Source organism: Streptomyces sp. DT2A-34 (assembly GCF_030499515.1).
Lineage (GTDB): Bacteria > Actinomycetota > Actinomycetes > Streptomycetales > Streptomycetaceae > Streptomyces.
The window spans coordinates 8,229,411-8,252,095 of sequence record NZ_JASTWJ010000001.1 but is presented as its reverse complement, the minus strand read 5'-3'; the positions used below and the strand labels follow the sequence as shown (position 1 = coordinate 8,252,095).

Below are 22,685 nucleotides of genomic sequence, written 5' to 3'. Positions count from 1 at the left end.
ACAGCCTACCGGCGTTTCGGGGGGTCGCCGACCACGCGTGTGTGCCGGTCTTCAGCTGGGGCGGGCCATGGCCTTCACGAAGGCGCGCTCCACGTCCGCCGCGGACAGGACGCCGTAGATCTCGCCCGTCTCCTCGACGACGAGGTACTCGGTGGCCGGGGTCGCGCGCAGGGCGTCGAGGAGTTCCTCTCCGGCCAGCTCGGCGGAGACGCGCATGCCGTCGGTCAGGTCCTGGGCGAGGCTGCTGACGGCGACCCAGGGGCGGCGGTGTTCGGGTACGCCGGCGATGGCGGCCTCGCGGACGAGGGAGAGGGGGTGGCCGTCGGCGTCGACGACGACGAGGGCGCGGGCGCCGGCGGCGTTGGCGCGGCGCAGGGCCTCGGAGAGGGGGGTGTCGGTCTCGACGGGGACGGCGCGGCGGGTGAGGGTGCGGGCGCGCAGTTCGGGGAGGTGTTCGCGCAGGCGGGCCATGCGCAGGCTGTTGCCGGCGCCGGTCCAGATGATCGCGGCGAGGATGGCGGCGAGCAGGGCGTCCATGACGGTGTCCATGCCGACGTTGTCGACGGCGTCGGAGCCGAGGGCGCCGGACTGGGTGAGCAGGGGGAGCCCGACGAGGACGGCGACGGCGAGGGCGCGGCCGATCCAGGCGGCGGCGATGGTGCCGGCCATCGGCTTGCCGGTGATCTTCCAGACGATGGCGCGGAGCATGCGGCCGCCGTCGAGGGGCAGGCCGGGGAGCAGGTTGAAGGCGGCGACGATGAGGTTGGAGACCATGAGGCCGGCCAGCAGGACGCCGGGGACGGTGCCGGGTTCGACGGTCTGCATGGCGGCGTAGAAGACGCCGGCGAGGACGAGGGAGAGCAGCGGGCCGACGAAGGCGAGCACGAACTCGCGTCCCGGTGTCTCGGCTTCCTTCTCGATCTCGGAGACGCCGCCGAAGAACTGCAGCTGGATCCGGCGGACGGGGAGTTTGAAGCGGAGGGCGGCGACGGTGTGGGCGAGTTCGTGGACGAGGACGGAGGCGTAGAAGGCGACGGCGAAGAAGAGGGAGACGAGATAGCGGGCGGCGCCGAGTTCGGGCAGCACCCGGTCAAGCTGTCCGCCGAACACCCAGGTGATGAGGGCGGCGACGAGGAACCAGCTGGGGGCGACGTAGACGGGCACGCCGAAGGGCCGTCCCATGAGCAGGCCGCCTCGGGGTTCCTTGGGGCGCTGGGGCGGGCGGGTCTTTCCCGCGTCGGGGGCCGGGGCCGGTGGACGGGTGGCGCTGCGGCTGTCGTTCTCGTTCGCGCTCGGGGGGTCGGCTTGGTGATCGTCTGGGGTGCGGGGGTCGGCGGAGCCGCTGGGGGCGGGGGCGGTGTGCTCCGTGGTCCGGTCAAGTGCGTCGTCGCCGTCGGCGTTGCCGCCGTTCCCGCTGCTCTCGCTGTCGCCGTTCTCGCTGTCGCCCTCGCCGCTCGGGGCGTCCGCGTCTCGTGAGCGCCCCGGGGTCTCGTCCTGCGGGCGGTTCTCGGCGCCGAGCGGCGGCCGGGTGGCTTCGTGCTCGGCGTTGTCGCGGTCGGTGTCCAAGGGCTGTGTGTCCGAGGGCTGTTCCGTGTTCGGGGACGGGTCGGGGCGTGTGGGGTCGGTGGCCGGGGTCATACGGTCTGCTCGGCGCTCGGTCGACTCGCCGGTGCCGGACCGCGGCTGCCCGCTCCCGCCGCTCTCGTCCACGGTGTCCCCTCGTTCGAAGCGTCTTCCGCGCCTGCCGGGCGGATGGGTCTCGGGTCGATGGTATGCGGCCGTGGTGACGCCCTTCGCCCCGGCACCCCTCAGTTTCCCCTGCCGCCGCGGGTGTGACAGCGGCGGCTGGGTCACTGTCAGTGGCGGGCCGTAAGGTCTGTGGGCATGGAGACGAGCACGGAGGGTGCCGCGGCGGACTGCGGCAGTGACGTCGCGCCCGTGACAGGGGCCGTGGCGGACGGGGACCCAGCGGGGGCGGAAGCGTCCCCGGCGCGGGCGGACAGTGTGGTGGCGACGGTCGATGCGGGTGAGGGCGCGGCCCCTGCGGTCGGTGTGGCCGCGCGCCCGGCCATACCGCCGGCCTCGCTGTCGCCGTCCCGTGCCAGTGACTTCATGCAGTGCCCGCTGCTCTACCGGTTCCGGGTGATCGACCGGCTGCCCGAGAAGCCGAGCGCGGCGGCGACCAAGGGGACCCTTGTGCACGCGGTGCTGGAGCGGCTCTTCGACGCTCCGGCCGCCGAGCGGACCGCCCCGCGTGCCAAGTCCCTCGTCCCGGGCCAGTGGGACCGGCTGCGCGAGAGCAGGCCGGAGGTGGTGGAGCTGTTCGAGGACGATCCCGAGGGGGAGCGGCTGGCGAGGTGGCTCGGTGAGGCGGAGCAGCTCGTGGAGCGCTGGTTCAGCCTGGAGGATCCGACGCGGCTGGAGCCTGCCGAGCGTGAGCTGTTCGTCGAGGCCGAGCTGGACTCGGGGCTGCGGTTGCGCGGGATCATCGACCGTGTCGATGTGGCGGCCACGGGTGAGGTGCGGATCGTCGACTACAAGACCGGCAAGGCTCCCCGGCCCGAGTACGCCGAGGGTGCGCTGTTCCAGATGAAGTTCTACGCGCTCGTGGTGTGGCGGCTGAAGCAGGTGATTCCGCGCCGGCTTCAGCTCGTCTACCTGGGCAGCGGTGATGTGCTGACGTACGACCCGGTCCTGGCCGATCTGGAGCGGGTGGAGCGCAAGCTGCTCGCGTTGTGGGAAGCGATCCGGCAGGCGACGGAGAGCGGTGACTGGCGTCCCCGGCCGACCAAGTTGTGCGGCTGGTGCGACCACCAGGCCCACTGCCCGGAATTCGGCGGCACTCCCCCGCCGTATCCGTTGCCGGTGACAGTGGCCGAGCCGGGTTCGGCCGGGGGTCCGGGGGGTGCCCCCCGGGCGACGCAGTCGTTGCCGGTCAGGGCGGGCGAGTCCGGTGGCGGCCCGCAGGGCAGAATGGGGCCGGACTAGCGAAGGAGACTTACGTGGCCATCCGCGTCCTACTGGTCGACGACCAGCCGCTGCTGCGTACCGGCTTCCGGATGATCCTGGAAGCGGAGCAGGACCTCGCGGTCGTGGGCGAGGCCGGTGACGGCCTCCAAGCTCTCGATCAGGTGCGGGCCCTGCAGCCCGACGTGGTTCTGATGGACATCCGTATGCCACGGATGGACGGTGTCGAGGCGACCCGGCAGATCACCGGGCCCGGGCGGGACGGCCCGGCGAAGGTGCTGGTGCTGACCACCTTCGATCTCGACGAGTACGTGGTGGAGGCGTTGAAGGCGGGGGCCAGCGGCTTCCTGCTGAAGGATGCCCCGGCCAATGAGCTGGTGCAGGCGATCCGTGTGGTCGCCGGTGGTGAGGCGATGCTGGCGCCGAGCATCACGCGTCGGCTGCTCGACAAGTACGCCACGCATCTCCCGTCGGGCGACGAGCCGGTGCCGGACACCCTGCACACGCTCACCGACCGCGAGGTGGAGGTGCTGAAGCTGGTGGCGCGGGGCCTGTCCAACGCGGAGATCGCCGCCGATCTGTTCGTCAGCGAGACCACCGTGAAGACACACGTCGGCCATGTGCTCACCAAGCTGGGTCTGCGTGACCGGGTACAGGCCGCGGTGTACGCGTACGAGAGCGGGCTGGTGCGCCCCGGCGCCCAGTAGGAGCTCGCGTTACGGCGAAGAGGGCGCCCCTTCTCGAGACCTTTCTCGAGAAGGGGCGCCCTCTGTGCGTGTACGGCGGTCACGGCCGTCCGTCAGGCCTTGCTGAGCTCCCAGAAGCGGAAGACGGTGGAGGCGTCGAGGCAGTACTCCAGGCCGTAGACGTCGTCGTGGACGACCGCGTACTGCTTGGCCTGCCAGATCGGGAGGACGGGGAGTTCCTTGGCCACGATGTCCTGGAGCTGGTCGAACTCGTCGTCGGTCGCGGAGCGGTCGCTCTCGGCGGCGGTGCGCGGGATGAGCGTGCCGGTGATCGAGCGGTTGCTGTAGTTGTTGCTCAGCACGTTGCCCTTGCCGAAGAAGGGGGCCGTGAAGTTGTCGGCGTCCGGGTAGTCCGGGATCCAGCCCTTCACGTAGACGCCGTACTTGCCGGCGGCTACGTCCTTCTCGTACTGGTCGAAGGCGACGGACTGTACGTCGGCGTCGAACAGGCCGCTGTCGTTGAGCTGCTGCGCGATCGCCTTCAACTCCTGGTCGGTGGCGGGGCCGTAGCGCGACGGGGTGGACCACAGGGTCAGCTTGACCTTGCCGGTGATGCCGTCGTCCTGCAGCGCAGCGGCGGCCTTGGCCTTGGAGGGGCGGGCGCCGTAGGTGTCGAAGAAGGCCGTGTTGTGGCCGCCGATACCGGCCGGGATGATCGAGTACAGCGGGCTCGCCGTGCCCTGGTAGACGTCCTTGATGAGGGCGTCGCGGTCGATGAGGTAGGCGATGGCCTTGCGGACGCCGAGCTTTCCGGCGACCGGGTCGTCCATGTTGAAGACCAGGTGCTGGACCTCGGCGCTGCTGCCCTCGACGACCTCGACTCCGGAGTCGCCGCCGGACTTCTCGATGTCGGCGATGCCGCCCGCGGTGAGGCCTCGGTAGGCGATGTCGACCTCGTCCGCGAGGAGGGCCTTCTTCAGGGCGTCCTGGTCGCCGTGGAAGAACTTCAGCGTGACACCGGAGTTCTGCACCTCGGCGGTGCCCTTGTAGTTCTCGTTGACGGAGAAGACCGCTTCGTCGCCGTCGAACGTGTCCAGCTTGTACGGGCCGGAGCCGACCGCGTCGCCGTCCTTGCGCAGGCCGTCCGCGTCGTACTGCTGCTCGTCGACGATGGAGCCGGCACCGGAGGCGATCTTGCTGGGGAAGGTGGCGTCGGGTGTGTTGAGCCGGAAGACGACGGTCTCGTCGTCCGGTGTCTCGACCTTGTCGAGGGTGGGGAACATGACCGCGGGGCCGTCGGGGTCGTTGATCTTCAGCATGCGGTCGAAGGAGAACTTGACGTCCTCGGAGGTGAGGGCGTCACCGTTGCTGAACTTCAGCCCGTCCCGCAGTGTGCACTTGTAGACCTTGGCCTCGGTGTCGGAGAAGGAGCACTGCTCGGCGGCCTCGGGCTGCGGTTCGGTGGCGCCCTTGGGGAAGCTGAGCAGCGACTGGAAGACGTTGTTGAACAACAGCCAGGAGCCGGGGTCGTAGCCGGAGGCGGGGTCGGTGGCCAGGACGTCGTCGGACATCCCCATGACCACCGAGGTTCCGGTCCCCCCGGTGTCCCCCGTTTCGGTTCCGCAGCCGGTCAGCAGGCCGGAGGCCAGCCCTGCCACGACGGGCAGGACCGGCCACTGGTTACGCATGTTCACGTACGAGTGCCTTGTCGTCGGTTGTGAGAAGCCCGAGCCGCATGCTGCTGCCCGGGCCTGATCCCGCGCCCTGGTCGTGGGCGCCGGGCACGGGAGACGTCAGCCGCTCACGCCACGGCCGAGCTCCCACAGCTGAAGGGTCGAGGAGGAGTTGAGCGCATACGCCGTACCGGTGACGTCGTCGCCCGCGGCGACGTACTGCCTGCCCTGCCACAGCGGCAGGACGGGCACGTCATTGGCGACGATGTCCTGAATGTCCGTCAGGCTGCTGGAGGCGGACAGTCGGTCGGCCGCGCGGCGGGACTCCGGGATGAGGGTGTTGCGGATCGTGCTGTTGGCGTACGGCGAGCCGAGGAAGTTGTCCTTGTCGAGGAACGGGGCGAGGTAGTTGTCGGCGTCCGGGAAGTCCGGGAACCAGCCCATGCCGTAGACCTCGTACTCGCCCTTCTGCTCGGCGGGGCGGAACGTCGCCCAGGGGGTGCCCTGGATGTCGGCGTCGAACAGGCCGCTGTCGTTGAGCTGCTTCTGCAGCAGCTCGAACTCCTTCTTGGTGGCCGAGCCGTAGTGGTCGGTGGTGTAGTGCAGGGTCAGCTTCACCGGGGTCGTGATGCCCGCCTTCTCCAGCAGCGACTTGGCCGTGCTCACGCTCGGGTCGCCGTACTTGTTGAAGAACGCGTTGGAGTGGCCGGTGATGCTGGCGGGGACCAGCGAGTACAGCGGTTGGGCCTGGGAGCCGTAGACCTTGGAGACGAGTTCGCCGCGGTCGATGATCTGGGCCATCGCCTGGCGGACGGCCTTGCCGCGTACGGCCGGGTCGTTGGTGTTGAAGGCCAGGTAGCGGATTTCCAGACCGGACATGTCGACGAGGTCGACGCTGTCGTCGGAGTCGGCCGACAGCTTCTGGATCTGCTCGGGCGACATGGTGCGGGTCATCAGGTCGAGGTCGCCCTTGGCGAGGGCGGTGCCCATCTCGTCGGCGTTCGCGAAGTTGCGCAGTTCGACCTTGCCGTTGTTCACCTTCAGACTCCCCTTGTAATCGGGGTTCTTGGTGAACACGGCGGAGACCAGTTCGTCGTTCTTGACCTCGGCCTTGAGGGTGTAGGGGCCGGAGCCGTCGACCTCGAAGCCGTCGCGCAGCTTGTCCTTGGCGTAGATGTCCGGGTCGACGATGCCGGCGACCGGGGTGGACAGCTTGAACGGGAAGGTGGCGTCGGCGGTCTTGAGGTGGAAGATCACCTCGCGGTCGCCCTGGGTCTCGACGGTGTCGATGGTGGACAGCAGCGCGAAGACGCCGCTGTCGGCCTTGAGGGAGCGGGCGCGGTCGATGGAGTACTTCACGTCTTCCGCGGTGACGGGGTCGCCGTTCGCGAACTTCAGGCCCTCGCGCAGGGTGCAGGCGTAGCGTTCGTTGCCGCTGTCGGTGAAGCCGCAGCTCTGGGCGGCTTCGGGCACCGGGTCGCCCTCGCCGCGCGGCTGGATCATCAGGGTCTGCACGGTCTGGCGCAGGATGTTCCAGGTGCCGACGTCGTAGGCGTAGGCGGGGTCGAGCGGGGCGGGAGCCTCCTTCGAGGCAGTGAACGCGTCCGTGGTGCCGACGACGATCGCGCCGCCGCCGTCACTGCCGCTGTCGGTTCCGCCACAGGCGGCGAGAACCGGCGCGAGCAGGCCGATGACGGCCGGCAGCACCAAAGTTTTGCGGTTCATGCTCGGGTTTCTCCAGCTGTCGACTCCGTGTACCCGGCATGCAGGGGTGGTGCGGCGGATCACGGGGGAAGTGCGATGTTCTCGCGACGAGGTTAGTCCGCGCCCGCAGGAGGGTTCGCCGCCACCGGAGTTGGGACTCCATCACGCTGTGGAACCGGTCGCGGACGCACCGAGAACCTTTCACCGGAAGGATTCGTGCACCGGTCCATCAATCGGGACACAAGGGTGCGCTCGAAGCCCCCGATGGAGGGCGTGCGGCACGCGGCAGGGCGCCCGTCACCCCCTTCACGAGTGGCGAACGTCACAAACTGAACAGTCTTGGCGCCCACTGGAATTCAGCCATCGGGCTCCATTCGAATTCCTTCGTGGAATTCCCGCGCTATCGATGTTGCACGCTGGGTGAACGCCGTATCTATTTCTGTTGTCAGGCCGCCATCAGCCCGCGCAGAAATGCCAGATCGACCTCTTCGAGGGAGGTCACCACGGTGCGCCGGGTGGCCGGGGTGATCGGGGCCACGGACGGCACGGCCACCACATGGCAGCCCGCGGCCTCGGCCGCCGCGACGCCGGTCGCCGTGTCCTCGACCACCGCGCATCGGGCCGGGTCGACGCCCAGTCCGGCCGCCGCGAGCAGGTACGGGTCCGGGTGCGGCTTGGTGCGCGGCACCTCGTCGCCGGCGACGGTCAGCGCGAAGTGCTGAGGGCCGAGCGAGGTGAGCACCCGGTCGATGATGCGCCGGTGCGAGGCGGAGACCAGGGCGGTGGGGATCTCGAACGCGGCCAGCTCGGCCAGCAGCCGGGCGGCCCCCGGCATCAGCGGCAGGGCGCGGTCGATGCGGTCCTCGAAGCCCTGGTTCAGCAGCACGGTGAGCTCGGCGAGGGAGATGTCGGCGCCGGTGGCCTCGATCAGGAATCCTGCGCTGCGGCTCATGGGGCCGCCGACGACGACATGGCGCCAGGTGTCGTCGAGCATGTGACCGAGGCCGGCGAAGATCTCGACCTCGACGTCCCACCAGAAGCCCTCGGTGTCCACCAAGGTTCCGTCCATGTCGAGCAGCACGGCCTGCAGGGCTGAGCCCTCGGCCGTACGGGTTCCTGGTGCGGGGACCGTGCTGGTCATCCACGTACCTCCTTGAAGGGGCGATCAGGCCGGTTCCCACGAAGGGAACCGGCCTGCGGTGGACCGACCAGTGTACGACTCCCGCGGCCGGAACGCCTGGTTTGATCGATCGGCGCGCGGAGCGGTCTCAGCGGGCGTTGAAGTACTTCGCCTCGGGGTGGTGGATGACGATCGCGTCCGTGGACTGCTCGGGGTGCAGCTGGAACTCCTCGGAGAGGTGGACGCCGATGCGCTCCGGCTGGAGCAGGTCGGCGATCTTGGACCGGTCCTCCAGGTTCGGGCAGGCGCCGTAGCCCAGCGAGAAGCGGGCGCCCCGGTACTTCAGCGCGAACATGTCCTCGATGTCGGCCGGGTCCTCACCGGCGAAGCCCAGCTCGGAGCGCACGCGCGCGTGCCAGTACTCGGCGAGCGCCTCGGCCAGCTGTACGGACAGGCCGTGCAGTTCGAGGTAGTCGCGGTAGGCGTTCGCCTCGAACATCCGGGCCGTCTCCTCGCCGATCCGCGAGCCGACGGTGACCACCTGGAGGCCCACGACGTCCGTCTCGCCCGACTCCTGCGGGCGGAAGAAGTCGGCCAGGCACAGGCGGCGGCCGCGGCGCTGGCGCGGGAAGGTGAACCGGGTGCGTTCGTTGCCGTGCTCGTCCAGGAGGATCAGGTCGTCGTCCTTGGAGACGCACGGGAAGTAGCCGTAGACCACGGCCGCTTCGAGGAGGTTGTCCGTCTGGAGCCTGTCGAGCAGGCCGCGCAGGCGCGGGCGGCCCTCGGTCTCGACGAGTTCCTGGTACGACGGGCCGTCTCCGGTGCGGGCCTCCTTCAGGCCCCACTGGCCCTTGAAGAGGGCGCCCTCGTCGAGCCAGGAGGCGTACTCCTTGAGCTGGATGCCCTTGATGACGCGGGTGCCCCAGAACGGCGGTGCGGGGACCGGGTTGTCGGTGGCGACGTCGGAGCGGACGTGGCCTTCCTCGGGACGCTCCTCGAGTACGGCCGTGGCTGCGGTGCTCCTGACCCGGCGCTGCTTGAGCTCGGGGAGCTTCGCGCCGGGCACGCCCCGCTTGACGCCGATCAGGGCGTCCATCAGGCGCAGGCCCTCGAACGCGTCGCGGGCGTAGCGGACTTCGCCCTCGTAGATCTCGTGCAGGTCCTGTTCGACGTACGCGCGCGTGAGGGCGGCGCCGCCGAGGATGACCGGGTAATTCGCCGCCAGGCCTCGCTGGTTGAGCTCCTCCAGGTTCTCCTTCATGATCACCGTGGACTTCACCAGCAGCCCGGACATGCCGATGACGTCGGCCCGGTGCTCCTCGGCGGCCTCCAGGATCGCCGAGACGGGCTGCTTGATGCCCAGGTTGACCACGTTGTAGCCGTTGTTGGACAGGATGATGTCCACCAGGTTCTTGCCGATGTCGTGCACGTCGCCGCGCACCGTGGCCAGCACGATGGTGCCCTTGCCCTCGGCGTCGGACTTCTCCATGTGCGGTTCGAGGTGGGCGACGGCGGCCTTCATCACCTCGGCGGACTGGAGGACGAACGGCAGCTGCATCTGGCCGGAGCCGAACAGTTCGCCGACGACCTTCATGCCGTCCAGGAGGGTCTCGTTGACGATGTCGAGGGCGGGGCGCTCCTGAAGGGCGTCGTCGAGGTCGGCCTCCAGGCCGTTGCGCTCGCCGTCGATGATGCGGCGCTTGAGGCGCTCCTCCAGCGGGAGGGCGGCGAGTTCCTCGGCCCTGCCGGCCTTCAGGGACTTCGTGGTGGCGCCCTCGAACAGGGCCATCAGCTTCTGCAGCGGGTCGTAGCCCTCTGCGCGGCGGTCGTAGATCAGGTCGAGGGCGGTCTGCACCTCTTCCTCGCTGAAGCGGGCGATCGGCAGGATCTTCGACGCGTGGACGATGGCCGAGTCCAGGCCCGCCTTGACGCACTCGTCGAGGAAGACGGAGTTGAGTAGGATGCGGGCGGCCGGGTTGAGGCCGAAGGAGATGTTGGACAGGCCGAGAGTGGTCTGGACGTCCGGGTGGCGGCGCTTGAGTTCGCGGATCGCCTCGATGGTGGCGATGCCGTCCCCCGGGACTCCTCCTGGCCGGTACAGATGGTGAAGGTCAGGGTGTCGATGAGGATGTCCGACTCGTGGATGCCCCAGTTGGCCGTCAGGTCCTCGATCAGCCGCTCGGCGATCTCGACCTTCTTCTCGGGGGTGCGGGCCTGGCCCTCCTCGTCGATGGTCAGCGCGATCAGCGCGGCGCCGTGCTCCTGGGCGAGCCGGGTGACCTTGGCGAAGCGGGACTCGGGGCCGTCGCCGTCCTCGTAGTTGACGGAGTTGATGACCGCGCGTCCGCCGAGCTTCTCCAGGCCGGCCCGGATGACCTCGACCTCGGTGGAGTCGAGGACGATCGGCAGGGTGGAGGCGGTGGCGAAGCGGCCGGCCAGCTCCTCCATGTCGGCGACGCCGTCGCGGCCGACGTAGTCCACGCACAGGTCGAGCATGTGCGCGCCCTCGCGGATCTGCTCGCGGGCCATCTCGACGCAGTCGTCCCAGCGGGCGGCCAGCATGGCCTCGCGGAACTTCTTCGAGCCGTTGGCGTTGGTGCGCTCGCCGATGGCCAGGTAGGAGGTGTCCTGGCGGAAGGGGACCGTCTGGTAGAGGGAGGCGGCGCCGGGTTCGGGCTGCGGCCGGCGCTCCCCGGGCGTGGCTTCCCGGACGCGCTCCACGAGCTGCCGCAGGTGCTCGGGGGTCGTGCCGCAGCAGCCGCCGATGAGATTCAGCCCGTAGTCCCGTACGAAGGTCTCCTGGGCGTCGGCCAGGCCCTCGGGGTCGAGCGGGAAGTGGGCGCCGTCCTTGGTGAGGATCGGCAGACCGGCGTTGGGCATGCACAGTAGCGGGGTGCGGGAGTGCCGGGCCAGGTAGCGCAGGTGCTCGCTCATCTCGGCCGGACCGGTCGAGCAGTTCAGGCCGATCATGTCGATGCCGAGGGGCTCCAGCGCGGTCAGCGCGGCGCCGATCTCGGAGCCGAGCAGCATGGTGCCGGTCGTCTCGAAGGCCATCGAGACCAGCAGCGGGACCTCGGTGCCGGTCGCCTCCATGGCGCGCCGGGCGCCCAGGATCGACGACTTCGTCTGCAGGAGGTCCTGCGTGGTCTCCACGATCAGGGCGTCCGCGCCGCCGGCGAGCAGGCCCTCGGCGTTCGCCTGGAAGCCGTCGCGCAGGGTGCCGTAGCCGATGTGGCCGAGGGTCGGCAGCTTCGTACCGGGTCCGATCGATCCGAGCACCCACCGCTGGCGGCCGTCGCGGGAGCCGAAAGCGTCGGCCGCCTCGCGGGCGATACGGGCGCCCGCCTCGGACAGCTCGTAGACCCGGTCGGCGATGTCGTACTCGGCCATGGCCGAGTGGTTGGCGCCGAATGTGTTGGTCTCGACGCAGTCCACGCCCGCTTCGAAGTAGGCCTCATGGACGGATCGGACGATGTCGGGCCGGGTGAGGTTGAGGATCTCGTTGCAGCCCTCAAGGTTCTCGAAGTCCTCAAGGGTGGGGTCCTGGGCCTGCAACATGGTGCCCATCGCTCCGTCGGCGACCACCACACGGGTGGCGAGCGCCTCACGGAGAGCGGACACACGGGTCCGGCTGTCGGCGGAAGGGGTCGGTGGCAACGAGGCCATGAAAGGGCTCCCTGGAATGCGACGGCTGTCGGCTTTGCGCCCTCTACGGGTCCGTCCGCAGGGGGCGCACGCCGCAAGGGTAGCCGGGACCGCCGCCGAATGGTCAGGGCGTCCACGGGGCGGGACGAGGATGACGGCCGGGCCGATTCCCGGATACGGGTGGCGCAACAGAAGCGGCCGGATGGCGACCGACCATTAGCGGGAGGTCGGCATCGACTAGTAGTGTTCGACATTGCCGAACAGCGGCAGCGACGTCGCGTGGTCGACGCTCGAAGGGGACGGAGGCAGTACGGCGATGGCACGGAACATCCAGTCGCTCGAACGGGCGGCCGCGATGCTGCGGCTCCTCGCGGGCGGTGAGCGGCGGCTCGGCCTGTCGGACATCGCCTCGTCGCTGGGCCTCGCCAAGGGCACCGCTCACGGGATTCTGCGCACCCTCCAGCAGGAGGGCTTCGTCGAGCAGGACGACGCCTCCGGGCGCTACCAGCTGGGCGCCGAGCTGCTGCGCCTGGGCACCACCTATCTGGACGTGCACGAGCTGCGGGCGCGCGCCCTGGTGTGGACGGACGACCTGGCCCGCTCCAGCGGGGAGAGCGTCTACCTGGGCGTTCTGCACCAGCAGGGCGTGCTGATCGTGCACCACGTCTTCCGGCCCGACGACAGCAGGCAAGTGCTGGAGATCGGGGCCATGCAGCCGCTGCACTCCACGGCCCTGGGCAAGGTCCTGTCGGCGTACGACCCGGTCGCGCACAGCGAGGCGATCGAGACCGACCGCAAGGCCTTCACCGACCGGACCGTGTGCGAGCTGGACAGCTTCGAGCACATCCTCGACATGACACGCGCGCGTGGATACGCCGCCGACGTCGAGGAGACCTGGGAGGGCGTCGCCTCCGTCGCCGCCGCCATCCACGACCGGCGCCGCATGCCCGTCGGGTCGGTCGGGATCACGGGCGCCGTGGAGCGGCTGTGCCGGGACGGCGAGCTGCGGCCCGAGCTGATCGCGGCGGTACGGGACTGCGCCCGCGCGGTGTCGCGGGACCTGGGCGCCGGGCGGTTCTGAGCGCCCGCGCGGGGTGAGTGTGGCTGCCGGGACGCCGTAGAGCGTTCCGGCCTTCGTCGTTTCCCGGCCCAGCCATCTCCATGTCGATAAATCAACACAACCGACAACGATCGCGCATTCGACGACACAGCTCTTGACGCACATATGAAGCCGGGGCAAGACTCCCGTCCATCGGTCGGCATTGTCGAACACCTACCGGCAATACGCGCTAGAGTGTGACAACGCCAAGGGCCGGCATCGCTCTCACCCCCGAGGGCAACGCGAACCACCGGAGGGACCCGGGGTTCGGCTTCCCCTGGACGAAGGACAAAGGAGTCGCGGGTGTCCAGCTCCGACATCTTCATCGGCGAGACCATCGGTACCGCCATACTCATCCTGCTCGGCGGCGGCGTCTGCGCCGCTGTCACGCTGAAGGCCTCCAAGGCTCGTAACGCCGGCTGGCTCGCCATCACCTTCGGGTGGGGCTTCGCGGTGCTCACGGCCGTCTACACCTCGGCGCCGCTGTCCGGCGCCCACCTGAACCCGGCCGTGACCGTCGCACTCGCGATCAAGGACAACGACTGGAGCAACGTTCCGACGTACTTCGCCGGACAGCTGCTCGGCGCCATGATCGGTGCGGCCCTGGTCTGGGTCGCCTACTACGGCCAGTTCCACGCCCACCTCACCGACAAGGAGATCGTCGGTGGTCCGGGCGCGCAGGCCACGGCGGCCAAGGCCGTCGAGGCCCAGGAGAAGGGCGCCGGCCCGGTCCTGGGCATCTTCTCCACCGGTCCCGAGATCCGGAACGCGGTGCAGAACCTCCTCACGGAGATCATCGGCACCGTCGTGCTGGTGCTCGCGGTCCTGACCCAGGGCCTCAACGACAGCGGCAAGGGCCTGGGCACCCTGGGCGCCCTGATCACCGCGCTCGTGGTCGTCTCGATCGGTCTGTCCCTCGGCGGTCCGACCGGCTACGCGATCAACCCGGCCCGTGACCTCGGTCCGCGCATTGTCCACGCCCTTCTCCCCCTGCCCAACAAGGGCGGTTCCGACTGGGGCTACGCCTGGATCCCGGTGGTCGGCCCGCTCATCGGCGGCGCCATCGCGGCAGGCATCTACAACGTCGCGTTCGCCTAGGAGAGCAAGCTTCACCCGTTCGGGTAGGCAGGATCGAAACTCTCAGCGCGCGCCGTACGTAAAGCCCCATAACCACGGAACTTCCAGGAGCACACAGTGACCGACGCCCACACCGCCGGCCCCTTCATCGCCGCCATCGACCAGGGCACCACCTCCAGCCGCTGCATCGTCTTCGACCGCGACGGCCGCATCGTCTCCGTCGACCAGAAGGAGCACGAGCAGATCTTCCCGAAGCCGGGCTGGGTCGAGCACAACGCCACCGAGATCTGGACCAACGTCCAGGAGGTCGTCGCCGGAGCCATCGCGAAGGCCGGCATCACCCGCGACGACATCAAGGCCATCGGCATCACCAACCAGCGCGAGACCACCGTGCTGTGGGACAAGAACACCGGTGAGCCCGTCCACAACGCCATCGTCTGGCAGGACACCCGCACCGACGCGCTCTGCAAGGAGCTCGGCCGCAATGTCGGCCAGGACCGCTTCCGCCGTGAGACCGGCCTTCCCCTCGCCTCCTACTTCGCCGGCCCCAAGGCCCGCTGGCTGCTGGACAACGTCGAGGGCCTCAAGGAGCGCGCCGAGGCCGGCGACATCCTCTTCGGCACCATGGACACCTGGGTCATCTGGAACCTGACCGGCGGTGTCGACGGCGGCAAGCACGTCACCGACGTCACCAACGCCTCCCGCACCATGCTGATGAACCTCCACACCATGGAGTGGGACGAAAAGATCGCCGAGTCGATCGGCGTGCCCCTGCAGATCCTGCCCGAGATCCGCTCCTCCGCCGAGGTCTACGGCGAGATCACCGGCGGCAAGCTGGGCGACCTGCTCGGCGGCATCCCGGTCGCCTCCGCGCTCGGCGACCAGCAGGCGGCCCTGTTCGGCCAGACCTGCTTCGCCGAGGGCGAGGTCAAGTCGACGTACGGCACCGGCACCTTCATGGTGATGAACACCGGTGAGAAGATCATCAACTCGTACGCGGGTCTGCTGACCACGGTCGGCTACAAGATCGGCGACCAGCCGACGGTCTACGCCCTGGAGGGCTCGATCGCCGTCACCGGCTCCCTGGTGCAGTGGATGCGCGACCAGATGGGCCTGATCTCCACCGCCGCCGAGATCGAGACGCTCGCGCTCTCGGTCGAGGACAACGGCGGCGCCTACTTCGTGCCGGCCTTCTCCGGCCTGTTCGCCCCGCACTGGCGCTCCGACGCCCGCGGTGTGATCGCCGGCCTGACCCGGTACGTCACCAAGGCGCACCTCGCGCGTGCCGTTCTGGAGGCCACGGCCTGGCAGACGCGGGAGATCGCCGACGCCATGGTGAAGGACTCCGGCGACGAGCTGGTGGCGCTCAAGGTCGACGGCGGCATGACCGCCAACAACCTGCTGATGCAGACGCTCTCCGACGTCCTGGACGCCCCCGTGGTGCGCCCGATGGTCGCCGAGACCACCTGCCTCGGCGCCGCCTACGCCGCCGGTCTCGCCGTCGGCTTCTGGAACAGCACCGACGACCTGCGCGCCAACTGGCGCCGGGCCGCCGAGTGGACCCCCCGCATGGACGCGGAGACCCGCGACCGTGAGTACAAGAACTGGCTCAAGGCCGTCGAGCGGACCATGGGCTGGCTCGAGGACGACGAGAGCTGACGAGAGCCGACGAAGGCTCCGACGCGAGCTCTGATGAGGAGTAAGAACCCGAAATGACCAGTCAGTCCACCCTGCAGTCCGTGCCTGCCCTCGGTACGCGCCCGGCCTCCGGCTCCAACCCGAGCCGCGCCGAGACCCGGGAGCAGCTCGCCAAGGCGTCGTACGACCTTCTCGTGATCGGCGGCGGCATCCTGGGCATCTCCACCGCCTGGCACGCCGCGCAGTCCGGCCTCAGGGTGGCTCTGGTCGACGCCGGCGACTTCGCCGGCGCCACCTCGTCCGCCTCCTCCAAGCTGCTCCACGGCGGTCTGCGCTATCTGCAGACCGGCGCGGTGAAGCTGGTGGCGGAGAACCACTTCGAGCGCCGTGCGGTCTCCCGCCAGGTGGCACCTCACCTGGCGAACCCGCTCACGTTCTACCTCCCCGTGTACAAGGGCGGGCCGCACGGCGCCGCGAAGCTCGGGGCGGGCGTCTTCGCCTACTCCGCGCTCTCCGCGTTCGGTGACGGAGTGGGACACCTGCTCTCGCCGGCCAAGGCCGCGCAGGACGTGCCCGAGCTGCGCACCGACAACCTCAAGGCCGTGGCCGTGTACGGCGACGACCAGATGAACGACGCGCGCATGGCGCTGATGACGGTCCGCGCGGCCGTCGAGGCGGGCGCCGTCGTGCTCAACCACGCCGAGGTCAGCGGCCTGCGCTTCACCAAGGGCCGGGTGACGGGCGCGGAGCTGCGCGACCGCCTCTCCGGCGACGAGTTCGGCGTGAACGCCCGCCTGGTGCTCAACGCGACCGGCCCGTGGGTCGACCACCTGCGCAAGATGGAGGACCCGAATGCCGCGCCGTCGATCCGTCTGTCGAAGGGCGCGCATCTGGTCCTGAAGCGGACCTCGCCCTGGAAAGCGGCGCTCGCGACGCCGATCGACAAGTACCGCATCACCTTCGCCCTGCCCTGGGAGGACATGCTCCTGCTGGGCACCACGGACGAGGAGTTCGAGGGCGACCCGGCGGACGTCGCGGTCAACGACAAGGACATAGCCCAGATCCTGGACGAGGCCGCGTTCTCCATCCGGGACCAGCAGCTCGACCGCGACCTCATCACGTACGCCTTCGCGGGTCTGCGCGTGCTGCCGGGCGGCCCCGGTGACACGGCGAAGGCCAAGCGCGAGACCGTGGTGACCGAGGGCAAGGGCGGCATGCTGTCCGTCGCGGGCGGCAAGTGGACCACCTTCCGGCACATCGGCCGTACGGTCATGCAGAAGCTTCAGGCGCTGCCGGGCCACCCGCTGGGCGACGACTTCGAGCCGATCGCCTCGCTGCCGAAGAAGCTGCCGCTGCCGGGCATCGCCAACCCGCGCGCGGTCGCCCACCGTCTGCTGACCGACCGTCCGGCGCCCGGCCCCCGCATGGCGGCCGACACGGCGAAGCACCTGGCCACGCACTATGGTTCGCTGGCCTTCGACATCGCCCGCATCGCGAACGAGAACCCGGAGCTGGGCGAACGGGTCCACCCGGACGCCCCGGAGATCTGGGCCCAGGTCGTCTACGCCCGGGACAACGAGTGGGCCGAGACGCAGGACGACGTGCTGCGCCGCCGGACGACGCTGACGATCCGGGGTCTGGCCACGGACGACGTCCGGGCGAAGGTGCAGGACCTGCTCGACAAGAAGTAAGCCTCGCAAGGCGCCCAGGGAGGTTTTCGCCGGATGAGGCTCCCTGGGCGCCGGGTTCGGCCACTCCCCTGACCGGGCCGGACCGCACGAGGGCGGCCCCTTCCGCACCGGGGCCGGCCACCATCGGAAGGGGCGGCTCCACGCCGATGGAGCCGCCCCTTTCGCATGCGGAATTTCGGTGTGCCAGAAGTGCCAGAGGTGCGCCGTTGTTGTCTGCCGGTGCGGCGTGGCTGGTCACGCCCGCGCGGCGGCGCCGCATATCGATACAGCCCCGCGCCCCTAGGGGGTCTGCGCCAGCGCCCTGACAACGTTCGGGTTCTTCAACTCATCGCGGCGCACGATCAGTTCACGGCCCAGCAGCAAGGCCCGCCGGGACGCCGGTACCGGGTCCGGCAGGGTCGTCAGGTCCGTCAGGTGGGCGAAGCCGATGATGCGGCGGACGATTTCCGTGCCGGCGTAGCCGAGGGACTCGGTCCACACGCGGCGCAGGAAGCGGTCGAGGTAGGCGTCGTCGAAGAAGGTGTCGACGCGGCTCGGCCACAGGCGGCGGAACTCCGCTTCGAAGGCCTCCCAGGACAGGCGGAGTTGGCTGCCGTGGTCGGACAGCGTGCCGAGCGCCCGTGCCCGCTCCTCGGACACCAGGACGTTCGCCCAGTACAGGCCCAGGTCGTAGCCGACGGGGCCCACGAAGGAGAACTCGGGGTCGAAGACCCGTACCACGTGGGCGCCTTCGCGCTCGCCGACCATGACACTGCCGGTGTGCAGGTCGCCGTGGAGGAGGGCCTGGGCGCTGGTCATGAAGGTGTGGCGGAGGTCGGCGACCTCGGTGCGCAGCCGGGCGTCGGCGCGGAACTCCGCCGCCAGGTCGTCCAGGCCCTCGTGCCAGTGGTTGTGCTCGTGCTCGATGTACGGCTCGGACAGGACCACGTCCTCGGTGATCTTGCAGAGCTCCGGGCTGACCGACGCCGCGACGAGTGCCTTGCGGTCGGCCGACTCCATGCCGAAGTCGCTGGTCGCGAAGGAGAGTTGGGCGACGAACTCGCCGATGCGGGCGGAGGTGTGGGGGCCGTACGGCTCGCCCTCGTTCAGGCGGGTGCGCAGGACCTCCAGGTCCGACATGTCCTCCATGACGAGGGCGTAGTTCTCGGGGTCGTAGCCGTGGATCGCCGGGATCTTGTCGGGGGCGACCTTCGCCACCTGGTCGTACGCACGGGCCTCGGCGTCGGCGCGGTCGGGGTTCATCGGCCAGGAGGGGCCGGCGACCCGCACCCAGGGCAGGGCCTGCTTGACGGCGAGGCTGCGGGTGCCGTCGGCGGAGGGCGCGAGGAACACCCGGTTCATGTTGCCGTCCGACACCTCGCGGACGCGGATGTCGGTCCCGTCGTCCCAGTGGCCGCGCTCGCGCAGGTAGCCGGGGATGTCGTCGGTCTCCAGGATGCGGTAGCCCATCGTACGAACTCCTCGAACTTCCTTATGCGGTACGGCGCTTGGACAGGGTGAAGCTGAAGACCAGGGCGAGGATGAGGACCGCGCCCTCGACGACGTCCTGGGTGTAGTACGGCAGGCCCTTGATGGTCAGGCCGGTCGTGATGATGCCGATGAGGACGGCGCCCAGGGCCGTGCCCCAGACGTTGGGGCGGCCGCGGCCCAGGACGGAGGTGCCGACGAGGGCGACCGCGACCGCCTCCAGCAGCTGCGAGGTGCCGGCGCTCACGTCGCCCTGGCCGATGCGGGATGCCAGGATCAGGCCGCCGATCGAGGCGAGGACGCCGGAGAGGACGTAGGCGAGCGCCCGGTACGCGCCGACGCGGATGCCGGCCAGGCGGGAGGCCTCGGGGTTGGCGCCGATGGCGTACAGGACGCGGCCCCAGCGGGTGCGGGCGAGGAAGACCCAGGCGGCGATCGTCAGGCCGCCGAAGATCAGCACGGAGATGGGGATGCCGAGGACCGTGCCGCGGTCTATGCGCAGGAAACCGTCGGTGAACCTGCCGGGGGCCGTGGTGCCGTCGTCCAGCGTCATGCCGGGGGTGATGGACTGGCCGTCGACCAGGATTAGCTTGCTGCCCTGGATCACGAACATGGTGCCGAGGGTGGCGAGCATGTCGGGGATCTTCAGTACGACGATCAGGAGCGCGTTGAGCAGGCCCGCCAGGGCGCCCGCCGCGAGCACGGCGACGATCGCGACCGTGCCGATCTGGTTGAAGACGACCATCGTCTGAGCGGCGACCGAGACGCCGAGGCCCGCCACCGCGCCGACGGACATGTCCATTCCGCCGACGGCCATGGTCAGGGTGACGCCGAGGCCGAGGATCGCGGCGACGGAGACGTACCGGAGGGTGTCGAGGAGGGTCGCCGACTCACGGAAGGAGCCCTCGCTCAGCGCGAAGTACAGGAACAGCGCGACCGTGACGAAGATGAAGCCGTACTTGATGACGGCGTTCTGGACGCGTACGGCGGTGCTGGTGGCGGGCGGGATCGCCGCCTTCACCGGGACCTCGGTGCTCTGCTGGGTGGTCATGGGGTGCTGCTTCCTTCGGGCGTACGAGGCCTACGAGGCATACGAGGACTACGAGGCGTACGCGTCTTACGAGGCCTACGACTGGCGGGCGGCATCAGACGGACGCCGAGATCGTCCGGATCACGCGGTCGCGTTCGGCGTCCTCGCCGTACGCGTCGAGGTGGATCTCCCCGGCGGCGAGCACCACGACCCGGTCGGCGATCTCAAGGACCTCGTCGACGTCGGCGGAGAGGACGAGAACCGCGGCCCCCTCGGCGGCCAGCGCCCGGGCGCGGCGGCCGATGTCCCGGCGAGCACCGATGTCCACGCCTCGGAACGGTTCGTCCAGGATCAGGACGCGAGGGGTTTCGGCGAGCCAGCGGCCGACGACGACCTTCTGCTGGTTGCCGCCGGACAGTTCCTCGACGGTGCTGTGCTCGTCGCGGGCGACGACGCCGAGGGCGGCGATGGTGTCACGACCGAGGGCGTCCTCCTTCGAACGCTGGACGAGTCCCACTCGCGACAGCGACTTCAGGAACGGCAGCGAGATGTTCTGGGCCAGCGACCAGCCGGGTACCAGGGCGTCGGCGTGCCGGTCCTCGGGGACCAGGTGGACGCCGTCGCGGATCGCGTCGGCGGGGCGGCGGGGCTCGTACCGCTTTCCGTCGAGTTCGACCGCGCCCGCCGCGAAGGGCTCGGCGCCGAACAGGCCGCGGGCCAGCTCGGTCTTGCCCGCGCCCAACAGGCCTACGACACCGGTGACTTCACCGGTGCGGAGGTCGAGGTCCAGGGGGGCGCTGCCCTCGAAGAGGCGGACGCCGCGCAACGAAAGCACCGCCTCGCCCGCGGCCCCGTCCCGGACCGGGCGGGCGGTCGTCGCCTCCTGTGCCTGGGCCAGCATCGCACGCAGGGCGGCGTCCCAGTCGAACGGCTTGGCCTGGTCCTCGGTGAGACGCCCGTCCCGCAGGACGACCAGGCGGTCGGCGAGCGCGTCGATCTCGCCGAGGCGGTGGGAGACGTAGAGCACCGCGATGCCGTCGTCCCGCATCTTCTCGACGAGCGCGAAGAGGCGCTCCGCCTCGGCGGCGGACAGGGCCGACGTCGGCTCGTCGAGGATGAGCAGGCGGGGGCGGGTGGCCAGGGCGCGCGCGAGGATGAGCAACTGGCGGTCGGAGATGCCGAGTTCGGTGACGTCGCGGCGCAACAGGGAGTCGCTCCAGTCCAGGCCCAGGCCCGCCTGGATCTCGCGGGCGCGGGCCAGCAGCCTGGTCCCGTTGAGGAAGGGGTTGCCGCGGCTCTGCGCCAGCTCCTCGAAGACGAGGTTCTCGGCGACCGTGAGGCCGGGCACGATGCCCTCGCCGATGCGCTGGTGCACGGTCTGGATGCCCAACTGCCGTGCGGCGAGCGGCGACTGGAGAGCCGCGGGCTCCCCGGCGACCCGCACCTGCCCGCCGTGGTCCGTGTGCACGCCCGACAGGATCTTGATCAGCGTGGACTTGCCGGCGCCGTTCGCGCCGAGCAGCGCGACCACGCTGCCCGGTGCGATGTCGAGGGAGACGGAGGCGAGGACCGTCTTGCCGCCGAAGGACTTGCCGACGTCCCGGAGGCTGACCGCGGGAGTCACGTCAAGGAGTTCCGAAGGCTCAGTGGGCGACATTCGAGATCCAGTCCGCGGTGCTGACCTTGGCGAGGTTCAGCGCGGGCAGCGCCTCCCGCAGCTGGTCCATGTTCTCGATCTTCTTCTCGCGCAGGAAGTCCTGGGTGATGGCGACGGCCGGGAACTCGACCGAGGTCTTGCCCAGTTGACCGGCCAGCTCCAGGGCGGTCGTACGGACGACGGCGGCGCCGACGGCCGACGGGTCGGTGCCCGCGGTGGCGACCCAGGGGCTGCCGTCGGCGGTCATGTTCTGGATGTCGGCGTTGGAGACGTCCGCGCCGAAGACCTTCACCTTGTCCTGGAGCTTCTTGTTCTGGACGGCGAGGACGGTGCCCTTGGCGAGTTCGTCGTACGGGGCGAAGATGCCGGTGACCTCGGAGTGCTGGGTGAGCGCGGCGGACACCAGCGGCACATTGTCCGTGGCCGTGGAGTCGGTGACCTTGCCGACCTTGAACCGCTGCTTCCAGCCCTGGGCGTCGACCGTCGACTTCCAGACGCTGTCGCGCTTGTCGAGGGCGGCGTATCCGGCCACGTTGACGTAGCCGACCTTGGCGTTCTTGCCGAGTTCCTTCGCCATCACGTCGAGGACGGCCTGGGCCATGCTCGCGTCGTTCTGCTTGGTGCTGACGACGCCCTTGGTGGCGGTCTCGACGTCGTAGACGACGACCTTGATGCCCTTCTTCACGGCCTTGTCGATCTCCGGCTGGATGGTGGCCGGAAAACCGTGGTCGACGATGATGGCCTGCGCGCCGGAGTTGATGGCCGAGGACAGGTCGGTGGCCTGCTTGGCGTTGTCGGCCTGGGCGTCGTACACGGTCAGGTCGATCCCGAGGGCCTTGGCCTGCGCCTCGGCTCCGTTGCCCCACTGCTCGAAGTAGTCGCCGGCGCCGCTCTGCCGGACCAGGGCCACCTTGACGGTGCCCTTGCTGAAGGGGGCGGGCTTGGCGCCGGTGGCGGCCGCGGCCGAGGCGGCGGTGTCGCCGGAGGTCTTGGAGGCGTCCGTGGACTGCGAGCAGCCCGCGAGGAGCAGGGCGGAGACGGAGGCGAGGGAGAGCGCGGCGAGGGGAAGGCGGACGCGGGACATGACGGGGCTCCAGGTGCGGGAAGGGGTGGGGAGTTGCTCGGCCCGGAGCTGGGGACACGAACGCGCCACCGGCCGTTGCGCGGCGCCACCGGCCGTTGCACGGCCGGGCGGGTGCGGCAGCCCGCGGAAAGCGGGCGTGCGGGAGCT

General features: G+C 69.9%; 14 protein-coding genes and 1 pseudogene. 6 read left to right on the top strand and 9 right to left on the bottom strand.

Annotated elements, in window-relative coordinates; all coding sequences use genetic code 11:
- Nucleotides 1-51 precede the first annotated feature (51 nt).
- Nucleotides 52-1,710, bottom strand: coding sequence for a site-2 protease family protein (locus QQM39_RS36850; RefSeq protein ID WP_302001928.1), 1,659 nt, complete (start codon nt 1,708-1,710; stop codon nt 52-54).
- Between the two features lie 174 nt (nt 1,711-1,884).
- Between QQM39_RS36850 and QQM39_RS36845 the strand changes: the two genes are divergently transcribed.
- Entirely contained in the window at nt 1,885-2,988 is a 1,104-nt protein-coding gene (locus tag QQM39_RS36845) for a RecB family exonuclease (protein WP_302001927.1), read from the top strand.
- Nucleotides 2,989-3,002: 14 nt separating this feature from the next.
- Nucleotides 3,003-3,674: a response regulator transcription factor gene (locus QQM39_RS36840; protein WP_302001926.1), complete on the top strand. Its 672-nt coding sequence runs from the start codon at nt 3,003-3,005 to the stop codon at nt 3,672-3,674.
- A 92-nt stretch (nt 3,675-3,766) separates the two neighbouring features.
- Here the strand turns inward: QQM39_RS36840 and QQM39_RS36835 are convergent, their stop codons facing one another.
- The 4 genes and pseudogenes from QQM39_RS36835 to metH all read right to left on the bottom strand — a co-directional run bounded on the left by QQM39_RS36835 (nt 3,767) and on the right by metH (nt 11,816).
- On the bottom strand, nt 3,767-5,347 hold the full coding sequence (locus QQM39_RS36835; protein WP_302001925.1) for an ABC transporter substrate-binding protein: 1,581 nt from the start codon (nt 5,345-5,347) through the stop codon (nt 3,767-3,769).
- Between the two features lie 99 nt (nt 5,348-5,446).
- Nucleotides 5,447-7,051, bottom strand: a complete 1,605-nt coding sequence (locus QQM39_RS36830) for an ABC transporter substrate-binding protein (RefSeq protein WP_302001924.1) — start codon at nt 7,049-7,051, stop codon at nt 5,447-5,449.
- A 424-nt stretch (nt 7,052-7,475) separates the two neighbouring features.
- On the bottom strand, nt 7,476-8,171 hold the full coding sequence (locus tag QQM39_RS36825) for an HAD family phosphatase (protein ID WP_302001923.1): 696 nt from the start codon (nt 8,169-8,171) through the stop codon (nt 7,476-7,478).
- Nucleotides 8,172-8,298: 127 nt separating this feature from the next.
- Nucleotides 8,299-11,816: pseudogene (gene metH, locus QQM39_RS36820) on the bottom strand (methionine synthase).
- Between the two features lie 295 nt (nt 11,817-12,111).
- Here metH and QQM39_RS36815 point away from each other — a divergent pair.
- From QQM39_RS36815 to QQM39_RS36800, 4 genes are all read left to right on the top strand, one after another.
- Nucleotides 12,112-12,876: an IclR family transcriptional regulator gene (locus QQM39_RS36815; protein ID WP_302001922.1), complete on the top strand. Its 765-nt coding sequence runs from the start codon at nt 12,112-12,114 to the stop codon at nt 12,874-12,876.
- Nucleotides 12,877-13,197: 321 nt separating this feature from the next.
- Entirely contained in the window at nt 13,198-13,992 is a 795-nt protein-coding gene (locus QQM39_RS36810) for an MIP/aquaporin family protein (protein ID WP_302001921.1), read from the top strand.
- 96 nt (nt 13,993-14,088) lie between these two features.
- Complete coding sequence (gene glpK / locus QQM39_RS36805; RefSeq protein WP_302001920.1) at nt 14,089-15,630, top strand: glycerol kinase GlpK; 1,542 nt, start codon at nt 14,089-14,091, stop codon at nt 15,628-15,630.
- A 53-nt stretch (nt 15,631-15,683) separates the two neighbouring features.
- Entirely contained in the window at nt 15,684-17,300 is a 1,617-nt protein-coding gene (locus QQM39_RS36800) for a glycerol-3-phosphate dehydrogenase/oxidase (protein WP_302001919.1), read from the top strand.
- A gap of 279 nt (nt 17,301-17,579) precedes the next feature.
- Here QQM39_RS36800 and mtnK read toward each other — a convergent pair whose 3' ends face one another.
- The 4 genes from mtnK to QQM39_RS36780 form a co-directional block, all read right to left on the bottom strand.
- Nucleotides 17,580-18,749 carry an S-methyl-5-thioribose kinase gene (gene mtnK, locus QQM39_RS36795; RefSeq protein WP_302001918.1) on the bottom strand — a complete coding sequence of 390 codons (1,170 nt, stop codon included), beginning with the start codon at nt 18,747-18,749 and terminating at the stop codon, nt 17,580-17,582.
- Between the two features lie 22 nt (nt 18,750-18,771).
- Complete coding sequence (locus QQM39_RS36790; RefSeq protein ID WP_302001917.1) at nt 18,772-19,818, bottom strand: ABC transporter permease; 1,047 nt, start codon at nt 19,816-19,818, stop codon at nt 18,772-18,774.
- A gap of 94 nt (nt 19,819-19,912) precedes the next feature.
- Entirely contained in the window at nt 19,913-21,454 is a 1,542-nt protein-coding gene (locus QQM39_RS36785) for a sugar ABC transporter ATP-binding protein (protein WP_302001916.1), read from the bottom strand.
- On the bottom strand, nt 21,441-22,538 hold the full coding sequence (locus QQM39_RS36780) for a substrate-binding domain-containing protein (RefSeq protein ID WP_302001915.1): 1,098 nt from the start codon (nt 22,536-22,538) through the stop codon (nt 21,441-21,443). The genes QQM39_RS36785 and QQM39_RS36780 overlap by 14 nt, the downstream gene beginning before the upstream one ends.
- Nucleotides 22,539-22,685 lie beyond the last annotated feature (147 nt).

Excerpts from the sequence above, each read along its gene's own strand:
- QQM39_RS36845 (WP_302001927.1), top strand. The coding sequence starts at position 1,885 with ATGGAGACGAGCACGGAGGGTGCCGCGGCGGACTGCGGCAGTGACGTC.
- QQM39_RS36830 (WP_302001924.1), bottom strand. The coding sequence starts at position 7,051 with ATGAACCGCAAAACTTTGGTGCTGCCGGCCGTCATCGGCCTGCTCGCG.
- QQM39_RS36825 (WP_302001923.1), bottom strand. The coding sequence starts at position 8,171 with ATGACCAGCACGGTCCCCGCACCAGGAACCCGTACGGCCGAGGGCTCA.
- QQM39_RS36815 (WP_302001922.1), top strand. The coding sequence starts at position 12,112 with ATGGCACGGAACATCCAGTCGCTCGAACGGGCGGCCGCGATGCTGCGG.
- QQM39_RS36800 (WP_302001919.1), top strand. The coding sequence starts at position 15,684 with ATGACCAGTCAGTCCACCCTGCAGTCCGTGCCTGCCCTCGGTACGCGC.
- mtnK (WP_302001918.1), bottom strand. The coding sequence starts at position 18,749 with ATGGGCTACCGCATCCTGGAGACCGACGACATCCCCGGCTACCTGCGC.
- QQM39_RS36790 (WP_302001917.1), bottom strand. The coding sequence starts at position 19,818 with ATGACCACCCAGCAGAGCACCGAGGTCCCGGTGAAGGCGGCGATCCCG.
- QQM39_RS36785 (WP_302001916.1), bottom strand. The coding sequence starts at position 21,454 with ATGTCGCCCACTGAGCCTTCGGAACTCCTTGACGTGACTCCCGCGGTC.
- QQM39_RS36780 (WP_302001915.1), bottom strand. The coding sequence starts at position 22,538 with ATGTCCCGCGTCCGCCTTCCCCTCGCCGCGCTCTCCCTCGCCTCCGTC.